The 17,456-nt window shown below is 63.6% G+C and carries 20 protein-coding genes; 3 read left to right on the top strand and 17 right to left on the bottom strand.

Annotated features, from left to right (window positions below):
* Position 1 precedes the first annotated feature (1 nt).
* The 17 genes from D2V17_RS20145 to D2V17_RS20065 are packed head-to-tail and all read right to left on the bottom strand — an operon-like array spanning position 2 to position 14,967.
* Positions 2–1,447, bottom strand: a complete 1,446-nt coding sequence (locus tag D2V17_RS20145) for a conjugal transfer protein TraH (RefSeq protein ID WP_119594926.1) — start codon at positions 1,445–1,447, stop codon at positions 2–4.
* Entirely contained in the window at positions 1,437–2,255 is an 819-nt protein-coding gene (locus tag D2V17_RS20140; RefSeq protein ID WP_119594925.1) for a conjugal transfer protein TraF, read from the bottom strand. Before D2V17_RS20140 ends, D2V17_RS20145 begins: the two co-directional genes overlap by 11 nt.
* Complete coding sequence (locus D2V17_RS20135) at positions 2,255–3,979, bottom strand: conjugal transfer protein TraN (RefSeq protein ID WP_119594924.1); 1,725 nt, start codon at positions 3,977–3,979, stop codon at positions 2,255–2,257. Before D2V17_RS20135 ends, D2V17_RS20140 begins: the two co-directional genes overlap by 1 nt.
* The gene (gene trbC / locus D2V17_RS20130) at positions 3,976–4,731 is read right to left on the bottom strand and encodes a type-F conjugative transfer system pilin assembly protein TrbC (RefSeq protein WP_119594923.1); all 756 of its coding nucleotides are present in this window, start codon (positions 4,729–4,731) and stop codon (positions 3,976–3,978) included. The genes D2V17_RS20135 and trbC overlap by 4 nt, the downstream gene beginning before the upstream one ends.
* Positions 4,728–5,741, bottom strand: a complete 1,014-nt coding sequence (traU, locus tag D2V17_RS20125; RefSeq protein WP_119594922.1) for a conjugal transfer pilus assembly protein TraU — start codon at positions 5,739–5,741, stop codon at positions 4,728–4,730. Before traU ends, trbC begins: the two co-directional genes overlap by 4 nt.
* Complete coding sequence (gene traW, locus D2V17_RS20120) at positions 5,738–6,370, bottom strand: type-F conjugative transfer system protein TraW (RefSeq protein WP_119594921.1); 633 nt, start codon at positions 6,368–6,370, stop codon at positions 5,738–5,740. The genes traU and traW overlap by 4 nt, the downstream gene beginning before the upstream one ends.
* Positions 6,370–6,876, bottom strand: coding sequence for a S26 family signal peptidase (locus D2V17_RS20115; RefSeq protein ID WP_119594920.1), 507 nt, complete (start codon positions 6,874–6,876; stop codon positions 6,370–6,372). Before D2V17_RS20115 ends, traW begins: the two co-directional genes overlap by 1 nt.
* Complete coding sequence (locus D2V17_RS20110; RefSeq protein ID WP_119594919.1) at positions 6,873–7,250, bottom strand: TrbI F-type domain-containing protein; 378 nt, start codon at positions 7,248–7,250, stop codon at positions 6,873–6,875. The genes D2V17_RS20115 and D2V17_RS20110 overlap by 4 nt, the downstream gene beginning before the upstream one ends.
* Positions 7,243–7,608, bottom strand: coding sequence for a hypothetical protein (locus D2V17_RS20105; RefSeq protein ID WP_245978836.1), 366 nt, complete (start codon positions 7,606–7,608; stop codon positions 7,243–7,245). Before D2V17_RS20105 ends, D2V17_RS20110 begins: the two co-directional genes overlap by 8 nt.
* 20 nt (positions 7,609–7,628) lie before the next feature.
* A complete protein-coding gene (gene traC / locus D2V17_RS20100; RefSeq protein WP_119594917.1) occupies positions 7,629–10,190 on the bottom strand; it encodes a type IV secretion system protein TraC in 2,562 nt (853 codons plus the stop codon).
* A complete protein-coding gene (locus D2V17_RS20095) occupies positions 10,187–10,753 on the bottom strand; it encodes a hypothetical protein (protein ID WP_245978835.1) in 567 nt (188 codons plus the stop codon). Before D2V17_RS20095 ends, traC begins: the two co-directional genes overlap by 4 nt.
* On the bottom strand, positions 10,750–11,613 hold the full coding sequence (locus D2V17_RS20090) for a DsbC family protein (RefSeq protein ID WP_119594916.1): 864 nt from the start codon (positions 11,611–11,613) through the stop codon (positions 10,750–10,752). Before D2V17_RS20090 ends, D2V17_RS20095 begins: the two co-directional genes overlap by 4 nt.
* Positions 11,610–12,938, bottom strand: coding sequence for a TraB/VirB10 family protein (locus tag D2V17_RS20085; RefSeq protein WP_119594915.1), 1,329 nt, complete (start codon positions 12,936–12,938; stop codon positions 11,610–11,612). Before D2V17_RS20085 ends, D2V17_RS20090 begins: the two co-directional genes overlap by 4 nt.
* Positions 12,938–13,753 (bottom strand): type-F conjugative transfer system secretin TraK, encoded by an 816-nt coding sequence (locus D2V17_RS20080; protein ID WP_119594914.1) that lies wholly within the window; start codon positions 13,751–13,753, stop codon positions 12,938–12,940. Before D2V17_RS20080 ends, D2V17_RS20085 begins: the two co-directional genes overlap by 1 nt.
* Entirely contained in the window at positions 13,750–14,316 is a 567-nt protein-coding gene (locus tag D2V17_RS20075; RefSeq protein WP_119594913.1) for a type IV conjugative transfer system protein TraE, read from the bottom strand. Before D2V17_RS20075 ends, D2V17_RS20080 begins: the two co-directional genes overlap by 4 nt.
* 13 nt (positions 14,317–14,329) lie before the next feature.
* Positions 14,330–14,617 (bottom strand): type IV conjugative transfer system protein TraL, encoded by a 288-nt coding sequence (traL, locus tag D2V17_RS20070; RefSeq protein ID WP_119585960.1) that lies wholly within the window; start codon positions 14,615–14,617, stop codon positions 14,330–14,332.
* Positions 14,618–14,652: 35 nt separating this feature from the next.
* Positions 14,653–14,967 carry a hypothetical protein gene (locus tag D2V17_RS20065; RefSeq protein ID WP_119594949.1) on the bottom strand — a complete coding sequence of 105 codons (315 nt, stop codon included), beginning with the start codon at positions 14,965–14,967 and terminating at the stop codon, positions 14,653–14,655.
* A 375-nt stretch (positions 14,968–15,342) separates the two neighbouring features.
* Between D2V17_RS20065 and D2V17_RS20060 the strand changes: the two genes are divergently transcribed.
* The 3 genes from D2V17_RS20060 (at position 15,343) to D2V17_RS20050 (ending at position 17,438) form a co-directional block, all read left to right on the top strand.
* Positions 15,343–15,834: a hypothetical protein gene (locus tag D2V17_RS20060; protein WP_119594912.1), complete on the top strand. Its 492-nt coding sequence runs from the start codon at positions 15,343–15,345 to the stop codon at positions 15,832–15,834.
* A complete protein-coding gene (locus D2V17_RS20055; protein ID WP_342767863.1) occupies positions 15,764–16,054 on the top strand; it encodes a helix-turn-helix transcriptional regulator in 291 nt (96 codons plus the stop codon). The genes D2V17_RS20060 and D2V17_RS20055 overlap by 71 nt, the downstream gene beginning before the upstream one ends.
* 358 nt (positions 16,055–16,412) lie before the next feature.
* Positions 16,413–17,438 (top strand): MBL fold metallo-hydrolase, encoded by a 1,026-nt coding sequence (locus tag D2V17_RS20050; protein ID WP_119594910.1) that lies wholly within the window; start codon positions 16,413–16,415, stop codon positions 17,436–17,438.
* Positions 17,439–17,456 lie beyond the last annotated feature (18 nt).

The following is a 17,456-nucleotide window of genomic DNA, read 5'->3' as shown; positions in this document are numbered from 1 at the left end:
TTTAGGGAACGATCGAGCGCGACTGGATGCCGCGCGACCAGTCGAGCGCGGCGGCCATCGAGGGCGACATCGACGCTGCGAGCATGTTCTCGATCATCGCGGTCTTCTCGATGATCTGGACGATGGCGGTAATGCGCGCCTGCCCGGTCGCCTGCCTGCTGGCGAGCTGGTTTCGGACCTCGGCGACCTGCGCGCGCCAGAGCGTCAGCTTGGCTTCGTCGGCGGCGATGAAGCTCGCCATCGAGCGGCTCGCTTCTGACGATATCCGTTCGAGGATCGCGTGCAAGAGGTCGATGCTGGTGACCTCGGCGAGCGTCGCCCGATCGTCGGTCGCCATCCCGCGGCCATAGGCGGCCTGGACGGTGAGGATCTTGTACAAGGGGAGCGAGGCGACCTGCAATAGCTCGATCTCGGCAGCGCCGATGGCTGTATCTTCGCGGATCGCTTCGACCATATTCCCGATCATGGTCGCTACGCGCGGGCGGATCGCCTTTGCCGAGGACAGGCTCAATTGCTGGAAGGTCGGGTTTAGACAAAGATCGGGCTCATCGCAGCGGAAGACCTGAACGTTTTGGCCCTGCGTCCCGTCGAGCAATGCCGTCACCAGCGTCGAGGAGGCATCGCCCGCAAAGGGAACGAAACTGCCCGGATCATCATCGCTTGGCGGGACGTAGATCACCGTGCCGATCAGCGTCATGGCGTATTCGGCGAGGTCGCGGTCGAAGGTACCGCCGGGATTGAAGAAGGCGGATTCCTTGAGGACATGCCAGGTGTAATTGCGCGGCACGCCGGGATTGACGTCCTCGAAGTCGGGCCCGCCGGCATTGTTGGTGCTTTCACGCTGGCCGCGCGTGCCGCAGCCATGCTTGGCAGCAGCATAGTCGGTGAAGATGCCGGTCGAATTGCCGATCGCTTCGCAGATCGCCTTGTCGGCAAGGTCGCCCTGCGGCCAGACGCCGCCGACGAGGCCCTGTGCCATTTCGCAGGAGTTGATCGACAGCTCGTTCATGAGCTGCGCCTTCTGCGAAAACTCCTGCATGATCTTGTTGCACTCGGGGCAGATCGTGTCGATCGCGAGGCTGAAGGCAAAACCGACCGCATTGTTGGCGACGGCTTTCAAGAGCGCGACCATTTCGCTCGCATTGATGAAGGAGAAGGAGCCGGCAAAGATATCGATCCCGCCGCAGCCCGCACGCGCGCGCGGCAGCTGGAGATTGGCGATGTTGGTCGTCTTCTGGGGAAAGCGGGTCCAGACATTGCCCATGGAATAATAGCCTGCGGACTGGCCTTCGAACGCGGTAGGACCTGTGACATTGGCCGCCGCGCCCATGTCGTCCATGAAGCGGTCCATGCTGTTGCCGACATCCTGTGCTGATGCGGCAATCGGCGTCGCTGTCATTGCGGCTGCGCCCAGTGCGAGCGCAAGTGTTCCGATCCTAGTAGTCATGGCCGGCTTCCCTGGTGGTGAGGAGGTAGATGCGGTCCTGCAGCTCGTCGGCCGAGAGAACGCCGTAGCCGATCGGGATCGGGCGGCGGGTCTCGCTGTCCCACAGGACGACCGCAGGGGTAATGCCGGGCTCGAGGCCCATGCGCGGACGATGCCCGTTTTCGACCGTGTAGTTCGGGAAATGCCGCGAGGGTCCGCCATCGGTCGAGATCGCTCGCACCGTGATGTGCCAGCGCTCCGCGACCGATTTGACGATCGGGCTCATGACCTCGCAGGCGCCGCAGGTCTGGGCGAAGAAGTAGAACAGGCCGTAGCGCTCGGAGAGACGTGCCATGACGACGTCGCGCTCGGCAGCGCGCGCATCCTGCCATTGCCGCTTGGCAAGCGCGCCGACGGGGCGTTCGAGCGTGTAGTCGAGCGCGGGATCCTGCCAGAGTGCGCGCTGCCAGACATCGGAGAACAGCGAAGCGCGATCGAGTTGCTCGCGCTGGAAGCGGATATAGGCGGTGACGTTTTCCGGGGTCGGATAGAGGATCGCCTGGGCCTTCAGTTCGCGCAGTTCGCTCGTGATCGCGTCGAGTTCTTCGGCGGCGCTTGCCGTTGGGGTCTGAATTGCTTCTTCCTCGCGCGGCTCCGGCTCGGGATCGATGCAGTAGAACCAGTATCCGAGCTGCCTCTCCTCACAGTAGAGCGTGTCGGCAGTGCTTGTGCTGGCCCGAACCTCTTGCGCCACGACAGTCTGGCTGACGCCTGGCATGGTCATCGACAGCACAAGCGCGAGGGCGATGAATTGGGCGGCACGGCACATCACGGGTTGCTCCTTGCGTAGTAGTCTTCGATTTTCTGCTGGATCAGCACGCTGGTCTCGAGTTCGTCGGGCAGCCGCGCGGCATCGGTGAACTCGGCATAGACTTCGGAGAAATCCATCTGGCTGAGATCGAGCTGCGCGAACTCGTCGAGTGTGAAGCCTTCGCAGGTCTCTTCCTTGGGGTCGTCCCAGGGCTTGGGCAGCTGCGCGCGGCCTTGCTCCTGCAGGATGCGCGAGAGCTTGGACTCAAAGCAGCAATAGGCCTTGCGCTTGGTGAGGCACACGCCAAGGAACTTGTCCGAGCAATAGGTCCCGACATAGGCGCATAGGCCCTGTGCGTCGCGTTCGTGGAGCAGCACTTCCTCGCGATCGCAGCCGAGCGCCACCAGCAGACTGATCCCCGGAATGAGCGGGAAGCCCTTGCCCTTGCAGCAATTGAGAATGCCGAAGACCTTTGAAGAGCAGGTGTTGCGCGTGCCGGTGAAGAGCGTGAGCGTATCGGGATCGAACTCGCCGCGTGCCTGGTTCATGGCGTTCAAGGCAACGACCGCGTCCTTGAACTCGTCATTGGCAGTCCGCTCGATGGTCTCGCACGAGCCGTCGATACAATAGACATCGCCATCGCAGATATATTGCGCAGGCGCCGAGCCGTCGGGCGGCAATGCGCATTCGTAGATCCGCTCGCTGGTCTGGCAGGGTGTCTCGTCGGTGAGGCATTCTTCGCGCAGGAAGCGGCATTCGGGATTGGCTTCGATTTCGCCGCAATCATTGCCCGACACCGTGTCGAGGCACTGGTAGTCGCGCTGCCATTGCCAGCAGCTGCGGGTGATCGAGACGCCATCGACAATGCGCGTCTGCGGACTGGCATCGGTGCAGGTCTCGGTCACTTGTGAGCAGGTGGAGGCCTGAGCGAGCGGCAGGCACAGGCTGTCATCGAGCCGGACATCGAGTGTCCGGGTGGTCGTCACATCGTCGGGCGCGAAGCCCCCGATCTGCTCGCCGCAGCGAAAGCGGTGCACCTCGATCATGTTCTGCCCGCGGCAGGGAATGCTCGAGAATTGCGGCAGGCTCGCGCAATGTACGAAGGCGGTCTGGTAAAGATTGCAACTGCCGCCGGTATAGTTCGTGCAGGACCACTTGCCGTCGTCGGGCGCGTTGTTGGGCAGGCAGTAATAGTCGTATTCGCTCGTCGTGGTGACTTCGGGCACGAGGCTCGCCGTGCAGCTGGCGTCGACAATTTCGCCCGAGGTCCCGCTGTTGCAGGTCGCAATATAGGTGCCTGCCGAGGCGGAACCGGGCGGCAGTTCGACGCACTGGCCCTGGCTGCCGCCGATGGCCATGCCGCTGGTATAGTCGAGCGGTGCGTCGCTGATCGCTCCCGCCCGCGCGATCACCGCCTCGATCTCGGTGGGATCGAACCGCGCCCGGCGTGCAAGGCTTTCTTCCATCGCGCGGTAGCCTTCGTGGACCTGGGCAGCGCTTCGCGAGTTGTTTTCGATCCGGTCGGGATCGTCGGCCAGCGTCTCGAGACCCTGTACGCCTGCCGGATCAAAATTGGGCAACCGATTGGCATCGACCGGCGCAGAAGCGCTGCCGCGTGCGGTTTCGAGCAGATCGCGCGCTGTCTCCTTGCCATCGGCGCGCGCGGCATCGGTCGATTGCGACATGGCGCTTCCCGGCATGGCGAAGGCAAGCAGGCAAGCGAGGATCGGTGCCAGTCTCATGGCCGGGCTCCTTCAAGCTGGGTGAGGTGATGACGGGCTGCAGTGGCCCCGGGACCGCCGCCTCCGGCGAAGGTTTCGAGGACGAAGGCGACGCTAACATTGCCTGCGAGGCGGTCGTGCGGCGGCACCTTGCTGGTACAATCGAAGCCGTCGCAAGGGCTGAAATCGCCGCCGAGCATGACGAAGCTCGGTGCGGCTTTGATATCGAAGGCGCGGAACAGGCGCGGGTCGATCCCGAGTGCGCCCGTTTCGCTGCCATCGCTCCAGATCGACGCAAGGCGGCGCTTGAAGGCATCGGCATTGCCTTCGGGAAAACCGCGCAGCACGGTGACGCCGCCTGCGCGCGCCATGTCCTGCACCAGCGCCTTCAATGAGGCTTCGGGCATGGAAAGCGAGGCAAAGGCGATAAAGCGCGGACTTGTTCCCAATGCGCTGCGCTCGGCGGCAGCCTGCTCACGCACCATGGCATCGAAGTCGAGCACCTCGCCCGAGCTCTCTGCGTCGACGCTTGCGACATAGGCGGCGCGATTGGCTTGCGCCTCGCTTTGCGTAGTGCGTGCATCGTCGACCAGTGTTTCCGCGCGATTGCGCACGCTGGTTGCCAGCGCCTCGGCATCTTCGGTGAACTCTCCGGCCCGCGCGCGGATTTCTTCGAGATCGAGCGCAGGATCGGTATCCTGCGCGGCGACGGCAGCAAAGCCTGCGGCGGTCACAAGCGCAATCACGACGAGCAGGGGAAAGGTGTGTTTCATAGCGCGCAGCAATTCCTCTTTCGCCAGACGAGGTAGCCCATGTCCTCGCCGATGGCGGGAATGACCTGTCCGGGTTCCTGGAGCGTGGTGGAGGCGCCAATCGGCGGGCAGGCGTAGCGGCCCGAGGTCGCCGGATTGGGGTTGGTCATCTGGAAGCGGTATTGCTGCTTCCTCATCACTGGCATGAGGTATTTGCCGCACAAGCCTGCGCTTCCCATCGTCCCCCAGGAGACGAGTTCGCGATGGAGCTTGTAGGCAAAGCGCGAGAGTACGAGCCGTGAAGCCTGCACATGGCCGATCGAGGCAGAGACATTGCCATTCATCGGATACATCGAGCCCTGGCACCCTGCGCACCAGAACATCTCGTCGAGCGGCAGGTTCGCGGTCGAAGCAGCGCAGTCGGCCGCGCAGGCAGCGAGCGCCAGCGGATTGGCGAAGAGCACGGCTTCGGGATTGATGATCGCGGTGAGTTCGGAATCCTGCCACAGCGGATCGATCTCGGAGATATAGAGAATGTCGATCGAACCGGGTTCAAGGCACAGGAAATCGGCGACGATCTCCATCCAGTAGATCAGCGGATAGGCATACCAGTGGACATGCCAGCTCGAATAATACTGGCTTGCCCCGCCAATCGCCGAGGGACCCGAGATCGAGCGGAACCCGATATCGAAGCCGGGATCGAGCTTGGTGCCGCCCAGATTGACGAAGCACCAGGGCTTCATGCTGACATCGGCAAGTCGCACCGGTTCCCAGAAACCCATCGCGATACCCGGCCGGATACCGCAGAGGCACAAGGGCAGGTCGGGATTGTCGGGATCGGGACGGCTTGACGGCCAGATATCGAGCGCCCCGATCGAGATCGGGAACAGGCACGACCAGCAGATATCGGTGATCGGATTGACGAAGCTGCCGGTGCATTTGCCTGGCTCGCCGCCTGCTGCCGCAGGTGTAGCGAAGGCCAGCGAGACTATCGCAAGCACGGCGGCAAGCAGTTTGCGCAAGGCGGTCATTGGCCAGCCTCCGCTCTGGCGGGCAGCGCGATTTCGCTGACTTCAAGCTGGCGGCCCTGCTGGCGCACGCGCGCAGGGACGGCCCTGATGCCGAAGCGCGAGGTAAGCGTGCCCTGCTGGTCGAAATAGAACCGCCGCTGGCGTGCGCGCATCAGCTGCAGCGGCGCGCCGTTCACGAGGATCAGCTTGGGTTGGCCTTGCTGGCGCAGCGCCCAGGCGAGTTGCTCGGTATCGTCGCCATCGAGAAAGAGGAGATCGGCGCGCAGGGAGACGCTGTCGAGCGGATTGACGCGCGTCCCGGCGGCATGGATCAGCTCGCCGCGCGCACCTCTGATATCCTGCTGCAACGCAATGGTCGGATCGAAGAGCCACGAGCGGCTTTCGCTGGCACGCGCAATCCCGGCGACGGGCGAAGGGCGTTCGACGCGCGCGAGCGTGCGGCGCTTCAGTTCCTCATTGAGGCGTGTAGTTTCGCCAGAAGCTTCCATCGTCACGAGCCGCGACTGGATCTGTTCGAGCAGGTCGCGCTCCACCACCGGGAAGACGGTGCCGCGCTGACCGTAGTCGCGGGCATGCGCCGTTGCGGGCAAAGCGAGCGCAAAGGCGAACATGATAAGGGCGCGGCGCATCACAGGATCGCCTTTCCGCTGCCGAGGATCTGGCCCCGGCAGACAAAGCCGATCTCGCCGTAGCGGCTGTCGAAGCCGCGCGGATGGTCGGTTCCCACATAGAAGCAGTTGTCCGGCACCGATCCGTCAGGGCCGCGCGTCAGCGTTATGCCGAGCCGGGTCCGGGCAAGCCGCGTGGCGACCTGCTTGCCGTTGACGAAAACTTCCATGCCCTCATGGCTCACCACATCGCCCGGCAGGCCAATTACCTTCTTGCCGAACATCTGCGGATCCTCCCCGAAGTGCTCCGCCACGAGCGCGCTTGCGGGCGGCTTGAAGAAAATGAGGCTGCCGCGCTCGATCGGTGCGGTCTTGTCGAGCCAGAAAGCCCAATTGGGGAGGCTCGGGCTCGCATTGATGAGCAAGGCATGGCTCTTGCTGAAAGCGTCGATCGGCGCCCAGGCGAGCGGCAGCGCGACGAGGCCGCACAGCAGGCCGACCCGCTTCCAGTTGAAAAAGCGGCTCATGGCTGCGCCTCCGCTTGGAGCCTTGTGGCGATGCGGGCTTCCAGTTCGGGGGTTGCGTCTTCGGCAGCGCCGGCGAGCACGGCTTCGGCGACCAGCACCACCCGCCCGTCCTTGCCCATGTCGGCGACTGCCAGTTCGGCCGCCTGGAGGTAGGCAAGGCTTGCAGCCTGCACCGTGGCGAGATCGGCATCGGCGCGTGCTGCCTCGTCGATGAACTGGCCGATGGTCTCGGCAAGCCGGACGGTGACGATCCGGGGCGGATCGTCCGTCAGCACCGCGCGGGTGATCCAGCCTGCCCAGAGCAACACGGCCGCAATTGCGAGCGTGGCGGCGATCTTCAAGGCCAGCGGGCGCGAGAAAGCTCGGTCAGTCATGCGGCATCTCCCGATCTAATTTGGTGCAAAGACGCCGAATGAAGGTTGGCAGGCGCAGCAGTGTGAACCCGCCCGCAAGGACCAGGAAGCCCATCTGCAGGTCGCGACTGAACGCGATGCGCGCGTGCTCCTCGGCGCTGGCATAGTGATCGGCGAGATTGCCGAGCTGTGCGAAAAGCAGTGCCAGGTCCCATCCGGCGAGGAACAGGAAGACGAACAGCGGCAGGCCGAGCACGGTGAGCAGCGTGCTCGCGGTAAACCCCGCCGCCTCGATCAGCACCAGGCAGGTGCCTTGCACCATGGGCACGATCGCGATCTTCGGCTTGGGAAATGTGCCGTGCTCGATCCGGTCGAGCATGGTTTCGACATGCATGCACATCATGCCTCTCCCCCAAGAACGTCAGGGCGGCCAGCAACGAGCGCGATGGCCTTGTCGAGCGGCATGCCGTCTTCGACATGGCCATGGATAGTGGCGTAGGTGTCGGGATCGGAGGAGAAGATGGTCGCCGAAAGTGGGTCGAGCACGAGCCGCCCCACCGCCTCGACCTCGGGACCCTTGATATAGAGCTCGCTGTATTCAGATCCCGAGCGCTTGAGGCTACGGATCAGCGTCTCGGTGCGGTCGTCCATGTCGAGCCGCGCCTCTTTCCGGAAATCGGCGATGGTCTCGGGCTTCTGCTGGAGGACCAGCATCCAGTCGCTGTTTTCAAGCGCCGCGCGCGCACCGCCGGACTTGTAATAATCGTTGAGCGACTGCGTTGCTGTCGCAAGCGCGCCGCCATATTTGCGCGCGGTGCGGGCGTAGGTCTCGACGAACTCGCCCATCGATCCGCCCTTGAGCATGGCCCAGGCCTCGTCGATCAGCAGCAGCTTCTTGGTAGACCGCGATGAGCGGGTCATCGCCTGGCCGGTCATGAACATGATCGCCGAAAGGACGACGCTCCTGAGTTCCTCGCGTGACGCGAGATCGCTCATCTCGAAGACGGTAAAATCATCATCGAAAGCAAAGCTCGCCTTGCCCGAAAAGAACCCGGCATAGCTGCCGCCGCGGCAGAAGGGGGCAATCGCGAGCGCAAGCTCCTTGCCGGTTTCGTTCTCGCCCTCGTGGAGGGCATGGGCGACATCGTCGATCGATCCGCCACTGCCAAGGCTCGCCCAGACCTGCGAGATCGCCTTGTCGATGAGGCCGCGTTCGGTGTCCGAAGGCGCGGTGCTTGGCCGCGCCATCTGCCCGACGATCGCTTTCACCATGGCAAAGCAGTCGAGCCGGTAATCCTCGTCGATCTCGGCGCGGGCCTCGTCGATCAGCGAGAAGGGATTGAGCGAAAAGCCCGAGGCGAGCGTGAACTCGACGAAGCGGCCGCCTTGGAGCTTCACCGAATGCTCGAAGCTGCGCCCGTCATCGATCACCACGACCTTGGCGCCGGCGCCGCGCAGGGCCGCGCAGAGCTCCTGCAGCAGCACCGACTTGCCCGAGCCCGACTTGCCGCAGATGGCAATATTGTGGTTGCCCGCACCGTTCTCGAATGGCGACCAGAAGAAGGGCTGGCCGCGGCGGCCAACCAGAAGTAGGTGCGGGACATTCCCGCCGAGATACTCGCCCTGCATGGGGGCGATATTGGCCGCCGTGGTCGAGAGCATGGTGCGAAGGCGCTTGAGGCGCGTCATGTCCGCCGCGAGCCCGTCGGCAAGGCTCAAGGGGAAGGCCGCAACGAGGCCCTGCAATTGCAGGAAGCGTTCGTCGGCGAGATCCCAGCCTGCCGCCTTGTAAATGGCTTTCACCACGCGTTCGTGTGCATCGCCTTCGCCCAGCGGCGAATAGGTGGTGAGCCCGTAGAAGAGCTTGACCAGCTTCTTGCCTTCCTGGAGCTCGGCCTGGACGTGCTTCCATTCGGCAGACTGCTCGCCAAGCCGCGGAAGGAAACGCGCGCTCTTGGTATCGGCAAGGCTGGTCGTGCGCATGAACTTGTAGCCCGCACGCGCGGCGGCGGCTTCCTGGTCGGGGTAGACGAGGCAGAGCATGGTCGCGGCAGGGCAGGGGAAGCGCAGCTTGTCGGTGAACATGTCGCCAATCAGCCGCGCGCATTCCCACGGCGCCCAGCGCTCGGGCGCGGTGCGGAAGGCATAGTGCCTGAGATCAAAGCGGTCGGGATAACATGCACCGACCTGCGGTACGCCCTGGCGGTCGCGTCCGGTCTCGCGGAAGCGTTCGGTGCGAAGGATCAGCCGGTCGTCCTCGACCTCGAGTTCGATATCGCGGCGGATGGCCTGGACATCGAGCGTTTCGTGCGGGTTCCAGTCGATCCGGTCAGGCTCGCGCGCCGTGGTCGGCGAGGTCAGCTCGTCGATGAGGGCGAGAAGGCCCGCGGGTTCGAGCGGCGCGGCGTGCAGGCCGAGTGAATGGAGCATGCCGAGCAAGCCCTCGCGGCACTCGGTGAGCTCGGCGTCGCTAATGCTTCCCGGCACCGGCACGCCCAGGGAGACAACCAGACGGCTGCTGCGGGCATGGAACGGCGCATGCGCGCTTCCCGATTGCCAGACGAGATCGTAGAACCGGCTCGTGCGGGCCTTGGCGATCGCTTCGTAGATCCCGCCCTGTTCGTAGCGCGGGGCAAACCAGGGACCGACGACATTGCCGATCCTGGGCGAGGCGAAATTGAGCACCTGCAGGCAGGCGCCGGGCGGCAGGCCTTCGGAGAAGAACTGGCCGAGGATCTCGCCGGTGCGCTCGTCTGCGCCGACCAGCGGGGTCACTTCGAGCACGAAGCCCTTGGATGCACGGTTGCGATAGAGCCCCGCGCGCTCGTCATAGACGCGGTAAGGCAGCCAGTCCGAGAGCATGTCGAGCGCGAAATGTGCAGCGCCCTTCTCGGCCCGGTCGGTATCGGCGAACAGGCCCGCCATGAGCGCGTCACGCGCGGCAGCAAAGGAGAGGTTCATTGCTCGTCTCCATGGGATTGAAGAGGGTGGGGCACCCGGTCGGTTGTCACCGGACCGCCGGGCGCCCCGATGACCGGCGCGGTTGCGCCGGGCGAGGCCGGAAGGGGCTGCCAAAGGGGGAGTGGCATTTCCGGCACTTGCTCGGGTGTTTCGTATTGGGGTGGGCGGGTCGCATTGCCGTCACGGGCAATCGAGTTGCCGATCGCGCGCAGCACCTCGCCTGTGCGCTGCGGCGCGAGCCAACTGGCACTTGCGGGTTCGGGCAGGGTCACATGGACGACGCGTGCTTCGTGCGTGCGGCCTGCTTCGTCGCGATAGCCGGCGAGCACGATCCGCAGGCTCTGGCCATTCCCGCTGGCGGTCGATGCTCCGGCCACCAGCGCGGTGCTCGGCTGCGCATCGATCCCGGTGGCCGCCGCATCGATCAGCGTCGTCGGCGCGCACGACCCTTCGGGCGCGCGGCAGGCGAAGTCGCCCGACACATTGCCGCCGAGCGTCGAGCAGCCGCCCGCCAGCATGAGCAAGGCAAGGCCCGGTGCGCGCAGATGCAAGAGCGCGCTCACTTGCGCTGCTCCTTCGAAGCCTGCGCAAACTCGCGCAGCGTGGCCGCATCGCGAAATCCGTGGAGCACTGCGCCATCGCTCGCCCGGACGATAACCGGGGTTCCGGCAAAGCCATTGGCGCGGGCGAAGGCTTCGTTGGCATCGAGCCCGCGCGTCTCGGCGCAGCTTGCCCCGCCCGGATCGAGCGCCCCTTCATAGGCCTGGTGCAGCGCAGCTGCGGGACTGCTCGCGCAGATCACGGTCTCGGCAAGGCGGCGGCTTTGAGAGCCGAGGATGGAGATGGGCCGCTCCTCGACCAGCACACCCGCCTTGCCGAGTTCATCGACCAGGCGGAGGCAATAGCCGCACTGGAAATCGGAGAAGACGATAAGCTTCGGACCCTTTTTGTTCCCCCAGTGAATTGCCCCTTCGGCGGGCAGGGTGGAAAGATCGACCTTGTCCGCGACCGGCGCGCTGGCTGCATTTTCGTTTGCAGACGGGTTGGCGCGCGCAGCGCCTGCCGCGATCAGGTCGGGGTTGAGTTCGAGCAGCCGCGAAGCGGTGACATCGCGCCGCTCTTCCATGTCGTAGAGACGCCCGACCAGGAGGTAGCGCGCGCTCTTGTCGATATAGAACAGCGTCTCGCCCGAGACGACCTCGCACCAGGGACCGAACCTGTCGCAGGCGATCTCGTCGATCGGCGTCTTGGGCAACCGCAGTTGCAGCGCCTCGGCGACTTCGCTCGCCAGATCCTGTGCCGTTGCAGGCATGGCAGTGACTGCACTGACTCCGACGGTCAGGACTGCGGCTGCGCTGCTGGCTGCAATGGCGATATGGGCGAGGCGGGCCTTGAGGCCGGGCTGGTTCTCGGAAAAGTTCATTGGGGTGTGCTCCTGACATGGACGCCGTCGAGAAAGACGATCTCGACCTCGATGCCGGTCGGCATCTCGACGACTGGTTGGTATTGTTCGGCGCGTTCGATGAGATAGCGGCTGACTGTATCGGCCGCTTCGCCCGCGCCCTGGCCGATGCCACCGGCAAGGATGTCGGTTGGCGAAAGCGCCTCACGCTGGCCATTGGCGCCGACCTGGCCTGTGAAGATTCCGTTGGCGTTGGCGGAGAAGCCGCGCCCGAACCCGCCGACGATCCCGGCGAGCAGCGCCTGGCTGACAAGACTGCCTTCGCGGCTGACCACGCGGCCGCGCACGCCCAACTTGCCGGCAAAGGCGATGAAACCCTTGACCTCGGAGACCGCGTAGCGGCCGCCGGGCTGGGCGCAGGTCATGCGCACCAGCTGGACATAGACCTTCTCCGCCGAGAGGTCGCCGCGCGCCGCGCCATTGACGAGGCAGCCGGTGATATCGGTCGAGAGCAGTTCATTGCCGCGCATCACCGAGCGTGCGGGTCCGGTGATCCGTAGCACCACGGGCAGCGGATCGGTCTGGCTGGCGACGCCCGTCGAGGCATCGACCCCGACGATGACGCGTGCGGGCGCATAGGAATTCGGCGGCAGGTAATCGCGGCTTGCCTCGAGCATCAGCGCAGGCGCGCGCTCGGAAGCGGCGGGCCGCGCATTTGTTGGCGTACGCTCGCCAAAGGTCAGCATGTCGAGTCCGCCCGGTCGCGCGGCAGCAGGGGTAGCATTGCCATTGCTCTCGCCGGGCGGTGTCACGCCCGGGCCATAAGCGGGCGGTGGCAGGGCATGCGCAGCGGGCACCGCTTCGCGCGAGCGTTCGAGTTCGGTCCTCAGCGCCGCATTCTCGGCCGAGATCGCATCGATCGCGACCTGGCCATCGCTCATCATCCGCGCGTTCTCTGCGCGCAAGGCTTCGAGTTCCTGCTCGATCTCGGGGCGCGGGAGCTGGGTATCCTGTAGGTCCTTGATCGCGCGGCCCTGCGCATCGAGGCGGTTGCCATAGGTGGCAACGAATTCGCGCTGCGAGAGATTGCGATTGACGAGGCCTCCGGTGTCGATGCTGGCAACGCTCTCGCTGTCAGCCGACGCGCTGTCGTCATCGTCGAGGATGAACCAAGCTCCGGCCAGCAGCGCCACGCCGCCAATCCCTGCGAGCAACAGCTTTTGCCGCTGCGCGACATTGGCGTTAAGGTCGCGCCGCGTATCCTTACGCCCAGAATCCTTGTTCCTAGGATCCTCGCGTTCGCTGGGCCGGGTTTCGCTTATGCCCTTGGTGTCTACGTCAGCCATCACTCGAGCCCTCCCGCGGCAAAGACAAGGAAGGCGCTGGTTGCTTCGCCGGGAGCAAGGCTCTCGCGGCCATAGGCAAAGGCGAGCGCACCAGCAGGAGCCTCGCGTTCGCTGGCAAGGTCGAGCGGTTCGTTGCCAAGATTGCGGATGAGGAAGCGCTGGCCGGTTAGCTCGGCGCCATCATATTGGGCGACCTGCTGAACTTCGATCGAACCGGTGCGGCGTGGGCGCGACAGTTCGGCGCGCGCGGCAAAGCCGGGCAGCACCGCATCGCTGGCCATGGCCTCGATCAGCCGGATGGCATTGTCCGACGGGCTTGCGCCTGCCTGCCATTCTTCGGCTTCGCTGCGCGCAAGCGCCGGGTTGGTGATGAACAGCTGGGTCGCTTCGTTTCCACCGAGGCGGCAAGCGAACTTGTAGACATGGCCCGCCTGGCTGGTGGCGAAGAAACTGATCCGGTCCGAGGCATATTGCGGCGGGACCGACACATAGATGTCGCCACGCACCGGCTCATGGGTCACCTGGAAATCATTGTAGGGAAAGCCGCTGGCAATCTTCGAGACGTTGGCAAAGCCGTCCTCGATAAGCGCGATACGGGTGAGCTCGCCGCGCGCCAGTTCGCAATCGATCGTCGAGCCATCGCTCGCCTCGATGAACTGGTCGGCGAGCGCAGGTGTCGGCACGAGCGCAAGGCCGAGCGCGGTCAGCCCCGCGAGTTTAAGCGCGACATCGCGGCGCTGACGTGCGCCCAGGCTGAACATTGCGAGACCGGTTGCCGCAAGCATGGCAGATGCTGGATTGCTGAGGAGGTTCATTGGTCATGGTCCTCTGAAGTTGAATTCTGTTCGAAGCCGGTGAGCGCGAGGCTCAAGCCCCGCCTTGACCAGCGGAATGTGAAGCTGCGCTCCTGGCTCGCGATCACCTGCGCGCCGACAAAGGTCTTGAGCGTGCCGCTGACGGTCGAGGTCAGCGCCTTGGTGTCGACCTCCATCGCGCGGATCACGAAGGCCTGTGAAATGTCCGAGCCGCGTTGCTCCTCGACGATGGCGACGAGCTCGGCCTTGAGGCGGCCATGGGCTGCCGGATCGGCGACCTTGAGGATCTGCTCCATCCAGTAGTCGAGGCTTTCAGGTGCACGGTTCAGCAGCATCAGCGCGGTGTCGCGGGTGACGAGCTCGAGATAATGGGCATCGACCCCGGCGCTCGAGACCGTCAGCGTTTCGGCGGTGATCGGCACCAGAACTATGGCTTCGTCGCTTGTGACGGCAGCGCCGATTCCAATCAGGCTGGTGACGCCAAGCACGCCGGCAAGCGCGGCAAAGCGGTTGCGCTGGGCAAGGTGGCGCTGGGCCTGTTCGTGCGCGAATTCGGATTGCATGGTTGTCCTCCCCTCAGCCAGCAAGAAGGCGGCAGTGGGAGGGCGGCGTGGCCTTCAGCCCGAGGAATGACCCCGGCAGGTACCAGTAGGCAGCATGCACCAGCTTCGCGCCCTTGTTACCTGACTTCGCCTTCCGCAGGCCGAACCAGGCAATGACCGACAGGCCTGTGCCGATGATGATGTGCTGCGTGAGTATGCCCCAGGCGAAGGGGATCAGCATCCCCGCAAACTCGTCCACGGTCCAGAAGCCGATAAGCTCAGGATCGTCGAGCCGCCGTGGAACAATATACCTGTCGGCCATGCCGCCCTCCTGTCGTTAGACCGTGCGACCAGGGTTCAGATGGTCGCGGTCACGACAGAGGTGACGATCGGCACGCCGGTGCCGACACCGATCCCGACGCCGACGGGCACGGCCACCTGGCCGAGTGCGAAACGTCCTGAGGCAAGCGCAATCAGGCCACCGGCGAGCGAGAGCACGGTAATGATCTTACCGCCCGAGCCCTCGAGGAAGTCGGTGAACATGGTGAGCGCCGGATCGAAGGTCGTATCGGCGCCGGCATAGGCGGCACCCGCAATGGCGAGCGCCAGCGCGGCGGGCACCATGTAGTCGCGCATCCGCGGGGCCGAATGGGCAAGGGTCTTGGTGGTCATGAAGGAAAACTCCGGTTGGTTGATCGACAACAGCGAGCTTTGGGGTTCGCTGTATGTTCTTTCCTTCAACCGGAGCGGTGATGTAGGAAATGGGGCGGCGCGCATTTGCGGCGGCTGACCAAGAAAAAAGCGACAATTCGCGCAGGCGAAGCCGGATCGCGCGCCAGCAGGGTGGGATTGTGCGCGGGGACGGCCGGAACCTGCGCGGAGCTTACCGGATTTTGCGATTTGGCGACCGGTTTCTGCGCGAATCATAAGCGCAAAACGATTTGTTCGCTCCTATAGGTTCCTCATATGTTCTTTTCGTTTTCCTACATCCGTCCTTCGGCCTAGCTTTCGAGTCGAACCTTGAGTGATTGCAGAAGGGAGTCGTCCGTGGCTGACGAGACAGACTATTCAGAGGAAGGGATCCGACTTGGGCTTGCGCGCCTATTGACTGCCGCAGTGGATGCGAGCGGGCGGGCCAAATGCGAAGTTGCTGCTGACGCGCGCCTTCACAAGGATGCGCTGCGGCGTGTCTTGCAAGCAGAGCGCTCGGCGACACTGGGTGAAGCCCTGCGCATACTCGAAGCGAGCCGGGCCACACCGCGGGCACACCTGCTGCTGTTCCTGGTTTGCGGCGAAGACCAAGCAATCGACTGGTTGCAATCGGACCTCGCTGAATTCTTCGAGGAGTTCAGTGCCGAGTTCCCGCAAGCATTGCAGCGATCGCTGGGAGACAATGTTGGCGATGTGAAATCGCGTTGGGCAAAAGGAACGGCGAACCGGGTCGCAAGGATGCTTGCCGATCACATCAATGAGCTCGCACGCAAAGACCAGTTTCTGGGAGACTTTCTCGCAGGTGGGCAGGATACAGCAAATGTCTGAGTTGCCGGAAACAAACGCGACAGGACCAGATCAGCCTACTCGCCTCATCCGCATTAAGGAAGTCCAGTATAGGACCGGCCTCGGTCGCTCGACAATCTATCGATGGATGTCGCAGGGAAGGTTTCCGAACCCGGTCCAATTGGGTGGACATGTTGTGGCGTGGCTCGAAGGCGACATCGAAGAATGGATAGATCGCTCAAGTAACAGAATTGTTCCATGAATGTGGCCTGCCTTTGGGATGACAAAGCAAGGTTTTTCGCCAGCTAGGGCCGGTCGTGTTTGCTTGATCGCCCGGCGGTGAGGCACCATGATCGCAATCAGCAGCAAACGACCGCTATCGCTCATTGTGGTATCAGCGGCACATCTCCCGTCCTGATTCCACCATGCTGGAAAGCCGCCAACAGCGCGGTCCAGAAACGGGGTGCAGGTCATAAGTCCAACCCTTTCCGAAACAACTGGTGCAAAATTTTGTATAATTCTTTTGCTAGTGAGGTTCGCACCACACGCGCCTAAGCGATCAGCTCCAAGGTGAGGTGACACGAAGCGGGCAAAAAGCCCGGCCGTGAGGGAGAGCAGCGATGCGCAATAATTGGATTGGCCTGCCCGCTATTGCACTTCTCTCAGCGTGCGCGATCAACCAGTCTGAAGCTGACGCAAACCGCGGCCCCTCTGCCGATCCAACCTTTGGCGATCCGGTCGAGCACCGCATTGCTGGCCTACTTGCGGCCGAGAGTGGCTATCCTGGACTTGCCTCGCTATGCGGAGAGCCCTCGCGAACCCTTGACCAAGCTCGTGTGCAGTCAAACGAATGGCGGATGCCCGATGCCGTTCCCGCAGCACAGGTGTTTGATAATCTGTACTTCGTGGGTAACTCCTTTTCCTCAGCCTGGGTGGTGCGAACTTCTGAAGGCCTGATCCTCATCGATGCCTTGACCAATGCGCAGGAAGTCGAGCGCGACATTGAGGGGGGGCTCGAACGCCTTGGCCTTGATCCTGCGGATATTCGCTACCTGGTGGTCAGCCACGGACACGGCGATCATTCTGGTGGCGCCGCATATCTTGCCGGGAAATACGATCTTCAAATCGTGATGTCGCGTATTGACTGGGAAGCGAGTCAAGATCCTCAACGCAGCATCCAGCTCCCCGGATGGAACGATGTTCCCCGGCCCGCCATCCTGATCGAAGGCGAGTATGCACTGACACTAGGCAGAACGACGATCACACTCGTCGAGACCCCGGGCCATACGATGGGCACGCTATCGACCATTGTACCGGTTACCGACGGAGTTGAAAGCCATACCGCAGTGATCTGGGGTGGCACTGGGTTCAATTTCGGCCCGATTCTTGCTCAATATCAGGCCTACGCAAATTCTGCTGAAGCGATGCGAAACCTCGTGCTTCGAGATGGCATCGACGTGTTCCTTTCGAACCATGTCGCGCGAGATCGTACTAGTGAGCGACTTGCCGCCCTTTTCTCCCGCATTGAAGGTGCGCCGCATCCATTTGTCACCAGTTCCGAAAACGTTGCGCGAGCCTTTGAGGTCTTCCGTGAGTGCTCGCTGTTTCAGGGTGCCAACCTTCTGCAATCGCAGGATGCGGGGTGATTTCAATTGGCTTTCCAG

Source organism: Aurantiacibacter xanthus (genome assembly GCF_003584015.1).
GTDB classification, from domain to species: domain Bacteria; phylum Pseudomonadota; class Alphaproteobacteria; order Sphingomonadales; family Sphingomonadaceae; genus Alteraurantiacibacter; species Alteraurantiacibacter xanthus.
Note: the sequence above shows the minus strand (reverse complement) of the source record. Positions and strands in the feature narration are given on the sequence as shown.